The following is a 13,775-nucleotide window of genomic DNA, read 5'->3' on the forward strand; positions in this document are numbered from 1 at the left end:
GAAGTCCAGCCCCTACAAAAGTTACAATGAGTTCAGACAACAGTATCTCGTCAAAAGGAGGCAGCTATGGAGATCAAAAAGCCGGCGGTCGCCGGTACCTTAGAGTCCAGCGATTGTCAGGTCACGGTGGAACCGGGCAACGGCAAAGTCGATTTTTCGCTGGAGAGCGCAGTCATTCACCAGTTCGGCAACCAGATCAAAAAGGTGACGCTCGAGACCCTTAAGGATCTCGGCGTTGACAATGTGAGAATCTCGATTGTCGACAAGGGCGCACTGGACTGCACGATCAAGGCGCGCATTGAGGGCGCTGTGTTCCGTGCCGTCGATCAGTACGACAACATTCCCTGGGGAGGTGCTGTCAGATGAGCCATCCGAATAAAAAGCGGCTGCGCCGCTCGATGATGTTTTTGAATGCGCAGAAACCTTCTTTAATCAAGGATCCCTATCTCTACGGCGCCGACTCCCTGATGCTGGACCTCGAGGACGCGGTCGCTGTGACCGCGAAGGACACTGCCCGTTTTTCGCTTTATCAGGCGCTGAAAAACGTCGACTACCGCGGCTGCGAGCGTGTGGTGCGCATCAACGGCCTTGACACCGAGTACTGGAAAGAAGACATTCGCTGCTGCATCGCGGGCGGCGCGGATGTGCTCCGCATCCCGAAGACCGAGGATGCCAAGATGGTCAAAGCGGTCGAGGACGCTGTTCTTGCCGCAGAGCGCGAGTTTGAGCGCCCGGAGGGTTCCACTCTCTTGATGGCGGCACTTGAGTCCGCCAAGGGTGTCATGAGCGCCTACGAAGTCTGCACCTCTTCCGAGCGCATGATCGGCATTGCGCTCTCGGGCGGCGACTACACGAAGGATCTCCAGACCAAGATCACCGGCACCGGCGTGGAGCTCATGGGTGCGCGCCAGCAGATGATCATTGCGGCGCGCGCTGCGGGCGTGCAGTGCTTTGACACGGTCTGGACCGACCTCGACAATCTCGAGGGCTTCCGGAAGGAAGTCATGCTGATCAAAGACATGGGCTTTGACGGCAAGTCCATCATCAACCCGCGCCAGATTCCGATTGTCCACGAAGTCTTCACGCCGAGCATGAAGGAGATCATTTTCTCCGAGAAGGTAATTCGCGAGATCGACTCCAAGCGGAAGGAAGGCATCGGCGTCTTCACGGTGGACGGCAAGATGATTGACATTGCATTCTACGACGGCGCGCAGCGCGTCATTGCGCTCGCCAAGGCATCCGGCGTGTACAAGGGGGAACTCTAAATGAAAAATGCAGTCGGCAGAGATATTCCGGAGGAAATTTTACAGGCGACCGGCAAGGATGTGTTCCGCGGCTCGCACGCAATGGACGGAAAAGAGTTTCGCCGTGACGGCGCGCGCGTAAAGCCCGTCATCAATTCCGAGGGCTCAAAGCTCCTCCCGTCCATCAAGGACGCCCTTTTGAAATGTGAAATCAAGGACGGCATGACGCTGAGCTTCCACCACCACTTCCGCGAGGGCGACAAAGTCCTCAACATGGTTATGGAAGAGGTCCATAAGCTCGGCATTAAGAACATCACGATTTGCGCTTCCTCGATGGGCAGCCAGAATAACCCGATTGTCTACATGATCGACGACGGCACCATCACCAACATTCAGAGTTCGGGCGTGCGCGGCGAAATCGGCAAGGCAATCTCCGAGGGACGGCTTCAGGGTCTCGCAATCATGCGGAGCCACGGCGGCCGCGTCCGCGCGATTGAGTCCGGCGAAACGCACATCGACATCGCGTTTATCGGTGCCCCGACCGCGGACGAGTACGGCAACTTAAACGCAAACGGCGGCAAGGCAAACTGCGGCGTGCTCTCCTACTCCGCGCCGGATGCCCTCTATGCGGACAAGGTGGTCGCCATCACGGACTGCCTGGTTCCCTTCCCGAACTGGCCGCACCAGATCAGCCAGATTTATGTGGACTATGTGGTCGTGGTCGATGAAATCGGCGATCCCTCAAAGATTGCAACGGGCGCGGCAAAGCCGACCTCCGACCAGAGAAAGCTCCTCATGGCGAGCTACTGCACCGAGGTCGTGAAGCGCACGCCCTACTTTAAGGACGGCTTCTCCTACCAAACCGGTGTCGGCGGCGCTTCGATTGCGAGCACGATTTCGCTCGCCGATGTGATGCGCGAGCGGAACATCCACATGAGCTTCGGTGTCGGCGGCATCACGAAGCCGATGTGCCAGCTTCTCGAAGAGGGTCTTGCGCGCACACTTGTGGACACGCAGGACTTTGACGAGTACGCGATTCAGAGTGCGGCGACCAACCCGAATCACCACTACATCACGGCGGGCGAGTATGCGGACCCGTTTAACAAGGGCGCCTATGTCAACAAGCTCGACTTTGTAATTCTCGCGGCCCTTGAGGTCGATGTGCACTTCAACTGCAATGTCGTGGTCGGCTCGAACGGCGTCGTGAGCGGCGCACAGGGCGGCCACCCGGACACGGCGGCGGGCGCAAAGTGCACCATCGTGATCACCCCGATTCTGCAGGGACGCATTCCCTCGGTCTGCACCGATGTGACCACGGTCACGACGCCGGGTGAGGATGTGGATGTCGTGATCACCGACTACGGCATCGCGATTAACCCGAAGCGGCAGGATTTGATTGACGCGCTGAAGGATTCGGGGCTCCCGCTAAAGAGCATCGAAGAGCTCCGCGACATTGCCTATGCGATGACGGGCGAGCCGGAGCGCGTGCAGTTCGGAGAGCGCGTGGTCGGTATCATCGAGGCGCGCGACGGCAGCATCATGGATGTGGTCCGCGAGATTAAGCCCTTTCAGTTTGCAGACTGAGTGAACAGATAAAACCCGGAACCGAAACCGGTTCCGCTGCGCCGGGGAACCTTCCCCGGCGTTTTGTTTTTCTCCGCTCTGTGCTATGCTGAAGCGGCAAACGGTAACAGATTTCGGAAGCGAGTACCTTGTATGACAGACAATTATCATCTCGGAGAGATTCTGCTCTCCTATCCCTCGGAGTGGGAAAAGCTCCGCGCCTTTCTCGCGGAAAATAAGTTGCAGTGCGAGCCCGATCTCGATACGGCCTACGGCATCTTTGACGCAAACGAAAACTTGGTGGGCTGCGGCTGCGCTGCCCGGTCGCTCTTAAAGTGCTTTGCGGTCAGCGAGGAACTGCGCGGGCAGAATGCGCTCGGCACCCTACTCTCCGCCCTCATCGAGAACCGCTTTCAGCGCGGCTACTTTGATCTCTTTGTGATCACGCGGCGCGAGAAGGCGACGCTCTTCTCTTCCTGCGGCCTCCGCCTGCTCGCTGAGACGGGCGCGCTTGCGATGCTCGAAAACCGCCCGGACGGCCCCGAGCGCTTTGCGGAGAGCGTCCTCTCCGCCCTGCCGCCGCACGAGGGAAAAACGGTCGGCGCAATCGTGATGAACTGTAATCCCTTTACGCTCGGCCATCGCGCGCTCGTGGAATACGCCGCGGCAAAGGTAGACTTACTCTGCCTCTTTGTGGTCGAGGAGAACCGCTCCCTCTTCCCGACCGAGGTTCGCTTTCAACTGGTTAAAGAGGGCGTCAAAGACCTGCCGAACGTACATGTCTTTTTGAGCGGCCCCTATATGATTTCCGGCAACACCTTCCCGACCTATTTCCTAAAAGCGGGGGAGGATGCCGCCGCCCTCCAGTGCGAACTGGATGCGACACTTTTTGCGCACTGTCTTGCCCCGAAACTCGGCATTTCCGTCCGCTTTGTGGGCTCGGAGCCGCTGGACCCGACAACGGCTTGCTATAACCGGGCGCTCTGGGAAATTTTGCCGCCCGCCGGCATTTTGCTCGACGAACTGCCGCGACGGGAACTGGGCAGTGAACCGATCAGCGCCTCCCGCGTGCGCTCCCTGCTTAGCGAAAAGGGCGTCTGCCCGGAAGTACTGTCACTCGTGCCCCCGGTCACAGGCGAATGGTTAAACGCCCATTGGAATGAGCTCAGAGCGTCCGAGGCCTCTTCCTGAGAAAGGAGTTCCATGTCTGATTTTACCCCCTACGCCGTGAGCGTCGAAGATATGATGCGGGCGCGCGATGAGCGCGTACACGCCCAGAACGAAATACTCGCGGCGGCTGCTTCCTTCCCCGCGCCGACCGCCCTTCTCTCCTTCGGCATGAATATTCCGGGCGCGGTGAAGCAGACGCCGCTCATCCGGAGCGGCTTTCTCTTCGGCAAAGAACGGCTCACGGCGCTCTTACACCGCGAGGACTATGCGCTCCTCCGAACACGCGAACTGCGCCGCGTGAGCGGGGACAGCTGGCTCTGCCTGATCGGCGCGCCGCCCGAGTCCGTGAAGCGCCTCGCGGTAGCACTCGAGGACAGCGAGCCGCTCGCCCGGCTCTTTGACATCGATGTGCTGAATTGCGAGGGACAGAAACTCTCCCGCGAGGATTTTTTCCTGCCGCTCCGCCGCTGCCTGCTCTGCGAGGAGGCTGCCGTAGTCTGCGCGAGAAGCCGCGCCCACAGCGTGGAGGCTCTTTTTTCCCGCTGCGACTCTCTGCTCCGGGAGGCCTTTCCGCTCTCCGCGTCTTTCTTCTCCGCACTCGAAAATCACGCGGCGCTCTCCCTCCTCGATGAGGTCTACGCCGCGCCGAAGCCCGGCCTTGTGGACCGCATCGATTCCGGCGCACACGCGGATATGAAGTTTGAGGACTTTATTTTGAGTACCGCCGCAATCACTCCTTTCCTGCGGGAAATGGCCGTTACGGCTTACCAAAGCTGCTTCACCCTGCCCGATGCGGCGCGAGAAACGGATGCCGCACTCTTTTCCCGGCTCCGGGAAATCGGAAAACGCGCCGAAAGCGAGATGTACGCGGCAACGGGCGGAGTTAACACCCATAAGGGCGCTGTCTTTACCCTCGGGCTTCTCTCCGCGGGCGCAGGGCTACTCTACGCAAAAAGCGGCAAACTCTCCGCCGAAACAATTCTGGACGAGGTACAGAACTTGGTCGGCGACACCCTGCGGCAGGAGCTCGCTGACTTAAAAGCCGGAGAAGTCGGAAAGGCCCACGGCGAAGCGGTGCTGCACCGCGACGGCACAGGCGGTGTTCGCAACGCGGCGGCCAAGGGCTTCCCGGTGCTCCGCAGTGTCGCCCTGCCCCTGCTTCGGCAGTACGAGGCAGAGGAGCGTCCCGCGGAGGCGAGCGTCCTCAATGTACTCCTGCATCTCATCCTGCATGTCAGTGACACCAACGTGCTGTACCGCGGCGGGAAGGATGCCCTGCTCACCCTCCGTGCGGACTGCCGCAACATCCTCTCGCACGGCGGCGCTTTTACGCCGGAAGGGACAGACCTGCTCTACGAGCTCAAAGAAACTTGCAAGCAGCGGAATGTAAGTCCCGGCGGCGCCGCGGACCTTCTCTCGGCCGCCTTATTTTTGCATCGGCTCGAGAAAACTTTTCGTTGACAATTACTTCTCTCCGTGCTATTCTACATAAGCCTTATGGCAAGAGGCTGATGTAGCACAGTCGGTAGTGCGTCGCATTGGTAGTGCGGAGGTCACGGGTCCGATTCCCGTCATCAGCTCTTTTAAGAAGCGCGCATTTGCGTCGAAAACGGCGTAGATGCGCGCTTTTTCTATGCCTGGCGTAGTGAAAAATCGGCTGTAGCCGATGCAAAAAGCGCTTCGATTGGGTACATGCATCACACGACCCGTCACACAAAAAGAGGGCGCAACTGCGCCCTCTTTTTCCCGATTCAATTCTGCTTGTTCAATAAGGAAATACCGCGCCGAATTGCCTCTGCCCGTGTCACATTCTCACGCACACAATACGCTTCCAAAATCGCGTCCGCCTCGGCATCCAGCCGCACATGAATCGGCCGGCCTTTCGGGTTATCCGTCGGACGTCCCATCTTCTTTTCTTCTGCCATTCTGTCTCCTTTCTCTTCCGTTTCCTCTCCCTACGATAGTATCACAAAAGGTACCTGAGGCGACAAGCCCCATCCTCGCCTTCCTCATTCCGAGCTTCTTGACACATCCAAGTACGTACGTTATCATGTACATGCAAGGAGGCATCGTTATGCTGAACACAAACATTACCAACTTCAGAAAAAACATCTTTGAACTTCTGGAACAGACCATACGTTATAACGAACCTGTGAATATCAGCACCAAAGCAGGCAATGCTGTGCTGATTAGCGAGGAAGACTATAACAGCCTGATGGAGACCCTATATCTCTCTTCTCTCCCGAAAGAACGTGCGAAGATTATCGAGGGACTGCACACCTCTTTGGAAGACTGCCTGTCGGAAGATGAGGTCACTTGGTAATGTATACCATTGTGTATACAAAAAAAGCCACTGCCGATATTCCCAAGCTAAAGTCGGCAAAATTGGATACAAAAGCCAAGGCGCTGATCGAGATCCTAAGAGAAAATCCCTACCAAACACCCCCGCCCTACGAAAAGCTGATTGGGGATCTTCAGGGGGCTTATTCCCGGAGAATCAATGTCAAACATCGTCTTGTCTACGAGGTGCTCGAGGAAGTCAATACCGTAAAAATCATCAGCCTTTGGACGCATTACGAATTCTAGAATACCGCCGAAACGCCTAGCAGCGTATCGCCTCCACGCCTTCGCAGAGCTCCCGTATCCACGCTTTCCGCGGTATCACTTCAATCCATTCCGCCGGGATGCCCGTCTTGCCGTCAAGGCCGTAGATGAGTCCCGCGAGGCCGCCCGCCACCGCGCCCACGGTGTCCGTATCTTCTCCGAGGTTCACGGCAAGGAGGGCGCAATCGCGGTAGCTTTCTGTCCGCAAGAGGCACCAGAGCGCTGCTTCCAGCGTGTCCACGGCATAGCCGCTGCTCTTAATCTCCTCGCGGCCCAAGGTCTCGATTTCCGGGAGACGGACATAGTTTTGCCAAGCGGGCTCGTTTCCGTAAATCCGCGCGGCGCGTTCTAAGGCAGAGGAAAGCGCCTCCCGCTTTTCGCTTCCGCGAAGCAATTCCTCTGCGACAAACACATAAATCAGACAGCCGATGTGCGAAATCATGTGGTTGTGGGTGAGTCCCGCAACCTGCCGCACCGCGGCTGCCTTTGCTTCGTCCGTCCCCTCGAGTAAGACGAGTAAGAGGCCAAGCGGCAGCATGCGCATCAGTGCGCCGTTTCCGTTGTCCTGCTCTTCTGTTCCGCCGCAGTCCTGCGGCGCGACCCCCTGTCCGTAGGTCCAAATGGCATTCCGGCAGGCATTGCCCACGTCAAAGACATAGTCCCGCGCCGTAAACCGTTTCTCAAAGAGCCAGAGAAAAAAGTTCTGCATGATATCGGCGGGATCCACACAGCCCTTGCGCTTAAAACTCTCCAAGGTCGCAAGCGTCATGGAACTGTCGTCCGACCAGGTACCGGGCAGCTGCCGGTAGGTCCCGTAGCCTGTCATTTCCGTCACCAGATAGCTGTCCCGCGGCGCAAACTCGACCGGAACGCCGAGTGCGTCCGCGACCACCAGCCCCATGACGGCTTCGTAAAGCTTGCTCATCTCACGCTCCCTTCTCTTTCTTCCCCGGATTTGTCCCGCTGTATTCTTTGTCTTTCGCTCCTCTACTGCCTTCGGTATTTAGTACAAAATCAATCCGCTTCTCAAGTGCCTCTCAAATTTTTCTCGATGCACTTGCGGTATCTCTTGGCCGTCAGACATGACTCGGGTCTTGCGACGCAAGCATGCAGGTTTTTCCTCTGCTTCTTTTCCCCGCCTACCGGTTTGCACTCTTATCTGCTTCCCGCCTTTTGTCCTTCTTCTCAAGAAAGGTTCTTCGGGGCGCTGCGGTGCTTCTCAAATCTGGTAGAGTATCGCGTTCACGATGGCCGCCGCGACGGTCGAGCCGCCTTTACGGCCGCGCGCAATGATGTGCGGCGTGCTGCTCCCGACAAAGAGTTCCTTTGCCTCGACCACATTGACAAAGCCGACCGGCGCCGCGATTAAAAGCGCGGGCTTCAGTTGCCCGGCATCCATGAGCTCCTTGATTTTTACAAGCGCGGTCGGCGCATTGCCGATTGCGAGTATCAGCGGCCTCTCCGCGGAGAGCGCTGCCGCCCGCTCCATTGAGACCGTCGCGCGGGTCACGCCCCTCTCCTTTGCCTCGGCGGCCACATCCGCCTCCGCCATAAAGCAGCGCGCCGTAGCGCCGAAGCCCGCAAGCCTTGCCTTATTGATGCCGGCAAGCGCCATATTGGTATCCGTCACGATGCAGGCACCCTGCCGTATCGCTTCCTTCCCCTGTTCGACCACGCCCTCCGAAAAAAGCAGAGTGTCCGCAAACGAAAAGTCCGCCGTCGTGTGTATGACGCGCTTCACAACCAAATCGACCCCGGCGGGAAACAGCCGATCGCCGAGTTCCTCGCTGATGCGCCGAAAGCTCTCTGCCTCGATTTCCTCCGGCTTCCAAAATTCTATGCTCATCTCTCCACTCCCATGATGCGGTACAGTTCCCGCAAATCAAAATGTTCCCGCAGCGTTTGCGATAAGAGCCGGAAGCCCTCTTCCTGCCGCTCCCTGCGACTTTTTAATCGGTGCGGATAAGAAAGCCCCTTTCTCGCTGCAAGCGCCTTAAGAAGCGCCTCTGTGACCGCCGCTTCGTCAAATAGGCCGTGCAGATAGCTTCCGCAGACAGCGCCCGTCGTGCAGCCGTCCGCGCGTTGCCGCTCACTGTCCTCTCGTGCGGAAAGGCGCTGAAAGCAATCGGCTTCTTTGCCGATGCGGCTCTGTCCCATGTGAATCTCATAGCCCTCGGTCTTTTGCCCGGCAAGCGCTGCCCAAAAACCGCTCGCCGCCGTAATTGTTCCGGATGCGCAGACGGTTTGCTTGGCCGCGTAAAACACGGTATCGACCGGCAAGAGCCCGAGTCCCGCCGCCTCTATGCCGCTCTCTTTGTCCCGCAGTGTTTCGCCGAGCATTTGATATCCGCCGCAAATACCGAGTACCGGGCGGCCGGACGCCGCAAAGTCCCGAATACACGTGTCAAAGCCCTGTGCCTTTAACCACGCGAGGTCTTCGAGCGTACTCTTGGAGCCCGGTAAAATCAAAAGGTCCGCAGCCCCGATTTCCGCCGGGCTCTTCACATAGCTAAGCGCTACCTCCGGCGCTGCCTGCAGCGGATCGAAATCCGTGAAATTCGAGAGCCGCGGAAGACGGATCACGGCAATGCGAAGCAGAGCTTCCGCCTCTGCTTTCGTCTTCCGAAGCCGCTCCGAAAGGGAATCCTCATCCTCCAAATCAAAGTGGCGGTAGGGAAGAACCCCGAGCACAGGCTTTTCGGTGAGCGCTTCAATCTCCCTTAGGCCCGGCTCCAGAATTTTGATGTCCCCGCGGAACTTATTGATTACCAGCCCCTTGATGCGCGCCTGCTCGGCCTCGGCGAGGAGTTTCACCGTCCCGTAGAGCGCGGCAAACACGCCGCCTCGGTCTATGTCGCCGATCAAGATGACAGGGGCATCGACCACCTCGGCGAGTCCCATATTCACAATATCGTCGGCGCGGAGGTTAATCTCCGCCGGGGAACCCGCCCCCTCAATCACCATGATATCCTGCTCGGCCGCGAGGCTGTGATAGGCCTTCAACACTTCGGAGAGCAGTTCCTTCTTCTTTTTCTGATATTCGACTGCGCTGTAGTCCCCGACCGGTTTTCCGCAGAGCACCAGCTGAGAACCCGTGTCCGAGTTCGGCTTTAAGAGTATGGGGTTCATGCGCACATCTGGGGCGATGCCGGCGGCCTCCGCCTGCATGGCCTGCGCTCTCCCGATTTCGAGCCCGTCCGGCGTGACCGCGGAGTTCAGCGCCATGTTCTGAGACTTAAAGGGCGCCACCCGGTAGCCGTCCTCCCGGAAGACGCGGCAGAGCGCCGCCGCAAACAGGCTCTTGCCCGCGTTGGAGCAGGTGCCCTGAATCATGATTGTCTTTGCCATTCGCCCTCCTTCTCAAAGTCAGCGAGCGCCGATAAAAGACGCTGATTCTCTTCGGGCGTCTTCACCGCAGTTCGAAAGTAGCCCACGGAGAGCCCGCGAAAGTTCGCGCAGTCGCGGAGCGGAAGTCCGCACGCCGCAGCGAAGCGAAGTCTTGCCGCATTTTTTGCTGCGTTCGGCACTGCGTCCGAAACAAGCAGAAAATTACTCTCGCTCTCCGAGACCCAGAGCCCGAGAGAGCGCAGGCCCACAGCGAGTTCCGCCCGCCAGACGGCGATTTTTGCCGCACTTTCTCTTTCCCAATCCGGAGAGGCGAGGGCCGCCTCTCCGGCCGCCTCCGCGAGCACCGAAACCGGCCAGGGCTGTCCGGCCGCAAAGAGGGCTTCGCCGAGCGCGGGATCCGAGCTCACGCAGTAGCCGAGCCGCACGCCCGGCATCGCAAAGGTCTTCGTGAACGCCCCGAGAAGAATGCGCCGCGCCCTGCCTCCGTCTGCTCCCAGATGATGCCGGAGCGTGGGCGCATCTTCCCGGTTCAAGAAACCGAAAAAGCACTCATCGGTAATCAGGGTGATGTTCCTTTCCGCGCAGCGCGAAAGAATGCGCGCAAATAAATCCGATGTGGGAACCAGTCCCGTCGGGTTGTTCGGGAGGCAGAGCCAGAAGAGCTCGGCCTCCTCGTTTAGATCGTCGAGCACCCGCTCCGTGAGTTGAAAACCCTCTTCGCGGCGCAGCATATGAAACGCACAGTGACAGCCGCGCCGCGTGAGCGCTCGCTCGTACTCCGAAAAACTCGGGGCAAGAAGCAGGGCGCGCTTCGGCTTCAGCACCTCCGCGAGCCGCTCAATCACATCCGCCGCGCCGTTTCCGCAAAAGACCTGTGTCTCGCTGACCGCATAGCGCTTGGCAAGCGCCGCGCGGAGTCCGCTCGCAAAGGGATCCGGATAGTGGATGCAGGCGTCAACCGCGCGGTGCAGCGCTTCCCGCACCGCGGGCGGCATACCGAGCGGGTTAATGTTCACCGAGAAGTCCGTGATACCGCTTTCTTGCACGCCGCCCCGCGGAAAGCAGGCGCCGCCGTGTTCGTAGGCGGAATTCATTGCTTTCCTCCCTGCTCCGTATAGGCCGCAATGCCGAGCTCCGTAAAGCTATCTGCCCCGCTGTACACCGCCTCTGCCATGTCAAGGAGCGGGAGCGCCGCAACCGCCCCCGTGCCCTCGCCGAGGTGCAGACCCGCGGAAATGAGGGGCTTTAAGTCGAGCGCCGTAAGGAGAGCCTCCGCGAGCGGGTCTGCCGAGCAGTGGCTCGCAAAGAGGTAGCCTCGAACCCCCGGTGCGAGGCAAACTGCGGCGAGGGCGGCTGCCTCCGTGATGATGCCGTCGAGTAGCAGCGGAATTTGTTCGACGGCCGCGCCGAGCATGAGTCCCGCGAGCGCCGCCAAGTCAAATCCGCCGAGCGCAGACAGAAGCCCGAGCGCATCGCCGCGCAAGTCCTTATGAAGCGCCAGTCCCTTCTCCACCGCGCGCCGCTTTCGCGCAAGTCCCTCATCCGATAGCCCCGCGCCGCGCCCTATGAGTTCCGCGGAATCCCGTTCCAGCAGGGCCGCCGTTAATGCCGCGCTGGTGGTCGTATTGCCTATCCCCATCTCTCCCGCAAGAAGGAGGGCCGTTCCCCGCCGCTTTTCTTCGGCCGCAAGCTCCATGCCGATACAAAGTGCCTGTAAACACTCTTCCCGCGTCATTGCGGCTTCTTCCGTAAAATCCCGCGTTCCGCTTCGTACCTTCCGCCGAAGGATTTCCTTGCCCCGCGGCTCTCCCGCAGTGCCCACATCGACCGGGACCACCGCACAGTCCGCGAGCGCGGCCATGCGATTCACCGTGCTCCCGCCGTAGGCGAGGTGCTCGCAGACCGCTGTGGTCACCTCCTGCCCGGTCTGGGTGACCCCCTGCTTCACGACACCGTTGTCCGCACAGAAGACAAACAGTTTCCGCGGCTTTAAGCGAAGCGCCGCAGTCCCCTGAATCCCCGCCATGCGGATTAAATCCTCTTCGAGCACGCCGAGCCCGTGAAGCGGCATCGCAATCGAGAGAAACTTGTTCGCCGCGGCCTCCGCCGCAGCCGGGTCCGGCGGCAAAATGCGCAAAGTCGCCTCGAAAAAGCTTGTCTCGCCAGCTTGCAACGCCACCTTAGCCCTTCCTCTTCTTATCGTAGCCGCGCGGCGTCAGGAGGTAGCCGTTCAACTCGATGCTGTCCTCCGCGCCGATAAAGACCGTGGTACGCATATCGACCTCGCGACTTTTCAGTTCCCCGAGTGTCAGCACCTCCTTGCTCTCCCCCTTCCGGCCTATGTTACGCGTAATCGCACAGAGCGTATCCGCCCTGCGCGCCTCGAGGAAGATTTCCGCCGCCCGCGGAAGGCAGTCCTTGCGGCTCCGGCTGCCCGGATTGTAAATGACCACCGCCATACCCGAAGCCGCGAGGCTCTTTAAGCGCCGCTCAATCTGCTCCCAGGGTACCAGGAGATCCGAGAGGCTGATGCAGGCAAAGTCGAGGGTCAGCGGGCTGCCGAGCAGGGCTGCGCCGGAGAGCGCTGCCGTGACGCCCGGCACCACTTCGACCGTGAGCTCCTTGTGTGCCGCCGCGAGTTCTAGGATAAGGCTTGCCATGCCGTAAACGCCGGCATCGCCCGAGGAGACCACGGCGACCTGTTTTCCCTGAAGCGCAAGGGCAATCGCCTCTTCGCAGCGCTGTATCTCCTCGGTCATGCCGCTCTGAACGACCTCTTTTCCCGCCAATAAGTCTTCAATCAGCTTTAAGTAGGTGCTGTAGCCGACAATCGTATCGGCTGCCTCAATCGTGTGAAGCGCCTTTAAAGTCATGGACTCCCGGTCTCCGGGGCCGATTCCGACCACCGCAATCGTATATGGTTTCATGCTTGTTTCCCCTCTCTGAATTCAGTCGTAAAGCTCGGGTCGTAGAGCTTTGAGTTCTCATATTCGGCACCGAGAAAATCTCCGATTAAGAGCAGCGCAGTCTTGGTAATCCCGGCGGCCTCCGCATCTTTGGCAAGTTCGCCGAGTGTGGTGCGCAGAATGCGCTCGTCCGGCCAGGTCGCCTTGTATACAATGGCAGCCGGAGTCTCCGTCGTGTAGTAACCGCCCCGAAGCAGCTCTTCCACCGCCTCGGCGGCGCGCCCCGCCGAGAGAAAGAGTACCAGACTTGCGCCGTGCGCCGCGAGTGCCGAGAGCCTTTCCTTTTCCGGGACCGGCGTGCGTCCCGCCGCGCGGGTCAGGATGACCGTCTGCGAGACGCCGGGCAGGGTGTACTCCGCCCCGAGCGAAGCCGCCGCACCGAAGAAGGAGGAGACGCCGGGACAGACTTCAAAGGGCACAGCGGCTGCCTTTAGGGCGTCCATCTGCTCCCGGTGTGCGCCGTAGACGGAAGGGTCTCCGGTGTGCAGGCGCACCACACGCTTTCCGGCCTTTGCGGCCGGAATCAGAATATCCAGTACCTCGTTTAAGTCAAGCCGCGCGCTGTCGTGAATCTCCGCCTCCGGCTTACAGCGCTTTAAGAGCGCTGCGTTCACCAAGGATCCCGCATAGACCACGACATCCGCTTCCTCCAAAAGTGCCGCGCCGCGCAGGGTCAGAAGATCCTCCGCCCCCGGCCCCGCGCCGACAAAATATACCTTTCCCGCTTCCACCGATACTCCTTTCTCTCCCGATCACGGGCGTTTAAAACCAATCCCCTGAAAGCTTCGCGCCTGCACACTTTGCTTCTGCCAAAAAGCTTCCGTCGTCGCATCGGCCTTGATAACCCTCTGCCAATCCGGTTTTTCATGTCTTGATGTTC

Annotated in this window: 15 protein-coding genes and 1 tRNA gene; 8 read left to right on the forward strand and 8 right to left on the reverse strand. The window is 59.5% G+C overall.

The window, feature by feature from the left end:
• Positions 1–66 precede the first annotated feature (66 nt).
• The 6 genes from citD (at position 67) to HMPREF9623_RS04570 (ending at position 5,557) form a co-directional block, all read left to right on the forward strand.
• Positions 67–366 (forward strand): citrate lyase acyl carrier protein, encoded by a 300-nt coding sequence (gene citD / locus HMPREF9623_RS04545; RefSeq protein ID WP_009532719.1) that lies wholly within the window; start codon positions 67–69, stop codon positions 364–366.
• The gene (locus HMPREF9623_RS04550; RefSeq protein ID WP_009532720.1) at positions 363–1,265 is read left to right on the forward strand and encodes an aldolase/citrate lyase family protein; all 903 of its coding nucleotides are present in this window, start codon (positions 363–365) and stop codon (positions 1,263–1,265) included. The genes citD and HMPREF9623_RS04550 overlap by 4 nt, the downstream gene beginning before the upstream one ends.
• A complete protein-coding gene (gene citF / locus HMPREF9623_RS04555; RefSeq protein WP_009532721.1) occupies positions 1,266–2,828 on the forward strand; it encodes a citrate lyase subunit alpha in 1,563 nt (520 codons plus the stop codon).
• A gap of 132 nt (positions 2,829–2,960) precedes the next feature.
• Positions 2,961–3,998 carry a [citrate (pro-3S)-lyase] ligase gene (locus HMPREF9623_RS04560; RefSeq protein WP_009532722.1) on the forward strand — a complete coding sequence of 346 codons (1,038 nt, stop codon included), beginning with the start codon at positions 2,961–2,963 and terminating at the stop codon, positions 3,996–3,998.
• 12 nt (positions 3,999–4,010) lie between these two features.
• Positions 4,011–5,438, forward strand: a complete 1,428-nt coding sequence (gene citX, locus HMPREF9623_RS04565; protein WP_009532723.1) for a citrate lyase holo-[acyl-carrier protein] synthase — start codon at positions 4,011–4,013, stop codon at positions 5,436–5,438.
• A 46-nt stretch (positions 5,439–5,484) separates the two neighbouring features.
• Positions 5,485–5,557: transfer RNA gene (locus tag HMPREF9623_RS04570), tRNA-Thr, on the forward strand.
• Positions 5,558–5,728: 171 nt separating this feature from the next.
• Here the strand turns inward: HMPREF9623_RS04570 and HMPREF9623_RS11645 are convergent.
• Positions 5,729–5,902 carry a hypothetical protein gene (locus HMPREF9623_RS11645; protein WP_009532724.1) on the reverse strand — a complete coding sequence of 58 codons (174 nt, stop codon included), beginning with the start codon at positions 5,900–5,902 and terminating at the stop codon, positions 5,729–5,731.
• A gap of 149 nt (positions 5,903–6,051) precedes the next feature.
• Between HMPREF9623_RS11645 and HMPREF9623_RS04575 the strand changes: the two genes are divergently transcribed.
• Both HMPREF9623_RS04575 and HMPREF9623_RS04580 read left to right on the forward strand, forming a co-directional pair.
• Positions 6,052–6,300 (forward strand): type II toxin-antitoxin system Phd/YefM family antitoxin, encoded by a 249-nt coding sequence (locus HMPREF9623_RS04575; RefSeq protein ID WP_009532725.1) that lies wholly within the window; start codon positions 6,052–6,054, stop codon positions 6,298–6,300.
• Positions 6,300–6,563, forward strand: a complete 264-nt coding sequence (locus HMPREF9623_RS04580; protein ID WP_009532726.1) for a Txe/YoeB family addiction module toxin — start codon at positions 6,300–6,302, stop codon at positions 6,561–6,563. Before HMPREF9623_RS04575 ends, HMPREF9623_RS04580 begins: the two co-directional genes overlap by 1 nt.
• 16 nt (positions 6,564–6,579) lie before the next feature.
• Here the strand turns inward: HMPREF9623_RS04580 and HMPREF9623_RS04585 are convergent, their stop codons facing one another.
• The 7 genes from HMPREF9623_RS04585 to cobM form a co-directional block, all read right to left on the reverse strand.
• The gene (locus tag HMPREF9623_RS04585) at positions 6,580–7,506 is read right to left on the reverse strand and encodes an ADP-ribosylglycohydrolase family protein (protein WP_009532727.1); all 927 of its coding nucleotides are present in this window, start codon (positions 7,504–7,506) and stop codon (positions 6,580–6,582) included.
• Between the two features lie 294 nt (positions 7,507–7,800).
• The gene (locus HMPREF9623_RS04590; RefSeq protein WP_009532728.1) at positions 7,801–8,427 is read right to left on the reverse strand and encodes a precorrin-8X methylmutase; all 627 of its coding nucleotides are present in this window, start codon (positions 8,425–8,427) and stop codon (positions 7,801–7,803) included.
• Positions 8,424–9,929, reverse strand: a complete 1,506-nt coding sequence (locus HMPREF9623_RS04595; RefSeq protein ID WP_009532729.1) for a cobyric acid synthase — start codon at positions 9,927–9,929, stop codon at positions 8,424–8,426. Before HMPREF9623_RS04595 ends, HMPREF9623_RS04590 begins: the two co-directional genes overlap by 4 nt.
• Positions 9,911–11,023 (reverse strand): pyridoxal phosphate-dependent aminotransferase, encoded by a 1,113-nt coding sequence (locus tag HMPREF9623_RS04600; RefSeq protein WP_009532730.1) that lies wholly within the window; start codon positions 11,021–11,023, stop codon positions 9,911–9,913. The genes HMPREF9623_RS04595 and HMPREF9623_RS04600 overlap by 19 nt, the downstream gene beginning before the upstream one ends.
• On the reverse strand, positions 11,020–12,108 hold the full coding sequence (cobT, locus tag HMPREF9623_RS04605; protein ID WP_009532731.1) for a nicotinate-nucleotide--dimethylbenzimidazole phosphoribosyltransferase: 1,089 nt from the start codon (positions 12,106–12,108) through the stop codon (positions 11,020–11,022). The genes HMPREF9623_RS04600 and cobT overlap by 4 nt, the downstream gene beginning before the upstream one ends.
• Before the next feature lies 1 nt (position 12,109).
• Positions 12,110–12,856, reverse strand: coding sequence for a precorrin-3B C(17)-methyltransferase (gene cobJ / locus HMPREF9623_RS04610; protein WP_009532732.1), 747 nt, complete (start codon positions 12,854–12,856; stop codon positions 12,110–12,112).
• Positions 12,853–13,626 (reverse strand): precorrin-4 C(11)-methyltransferase, encoded by a 774-nt coding sequence (cobM, locus tag HMPREF9623_RS04615; RefSeq protein ID WP_009532733.1) that lies wholly within the window; start codon positions 13,624–13,626, stop codon positions 12,853–12,855. The genes cobJ and cobM overlap by 4 nt, the downstream gene beginning before the upstream one ends.
• Positions 13,627–13,775: the final 149 nt, after the last annotated feature.

Origin of the sequence: Stomatobaculum longum, assembly GCA_000242235.1 — a bacterium.
In the GTDB taxonomy this organism is placed as follows: domain Bacteria; phylum Bacillota; class Clostridia; order Lachnospirales; family Lachnospiraceae; genus Moryella; species Moryella longum.

Bases quoted from the DNA above. Each gene is read 5' to 3' on its own strand.
- HMPREF9623_RS04585 (WP_009532727.1), bottom strand. From the start codon at position 7,506: ATGAGCAAGCTTTACGAAGCCGTCATGGGGCTGGTGGTCGCGGACGCA.
- HMPREF9623_RS04580 (WP_009532726.1), top strand. From the start codon at position 6,300: ATGTATACCATTGTGTATACAAAAAAAGCCACTGCCGATATTCCCAAG.
- citF (WP_009532721.1), top strand. From the start codon at position 1,266: ATGAAAAATGCAGTCGGCAGAGATATTCCGGAGGAAATTTTACAGGCG.
- citX (WP_009532723.1), top strand. From the start codon at position 4,011: ATGTCTGATTTTACCCCCTACGCCGTGAGCGTCGAAGATATGATGCGG.
- HMPREF9623_RS11645 (WP_009532724.1), bottom strand. From the start codon at position 5,902: ATGGCAGAAGAAAAGAAGATGGGACGTCCGACGGATAACCCGAAAGGC.
- HMPREF9623_RS04550 (WP_009532720.1), top strand. From the start codon at position 363: ATGAGCCATCCGAATAAAAAGCGGCTGCGCCGCTCGATGATGTTTTTG.
- HMPREF9623_RS04560 (WP_009532722.1), top strand. From the start codon at position 2,961: ATGACAGACAATTATCATCTCGGAGAGATTCTGCTCTCCTATCCCTCG.
- HMPREF9623_RS04575 (WP_009532725.1), top strand. From the start codon at position 6,052: ATGCTGAACACAAACATTACCAACTTCAGAAAAAACATCTTTGAACTT.
- HMPREF9623_RS04600 (WP_009532730.1), bottom strand. From the start codon at position 11,023: ATGAATTCCGCCTACGAACACGGCGGCGCCTGCTTTCCGCGGGGCGGC.
- HMPREF9623_RS04590 (WP_009532728.1), bottom strand. From the start codon at position 8,427: ATGAGCATAGAATTTTGGAAGCCGGAGGAAATCGAGGCAGAGAGCTTT.
- cobJ (WP_009532732.1), bottom strand. From the start codon at position 12,856: ATGAAACCATATACGATTGCGGTGGTCGGAATCGGCCCCGGAGACCGG.
- citD (WP_009532719.1), top strand. From the start codon at position 67: ATGGAGATCAAAAAGCCGGCGGTCGCCGGTACCTTAGAGTCCAGCGAT.
- HMPREF9623_RS04595 (WP_009532729.1), bottom strand. From the start codon at position 9,929: ATGGCAAAGACAATCATGATTCAGGGCACCTGCTCCAACGCGGGCAAG.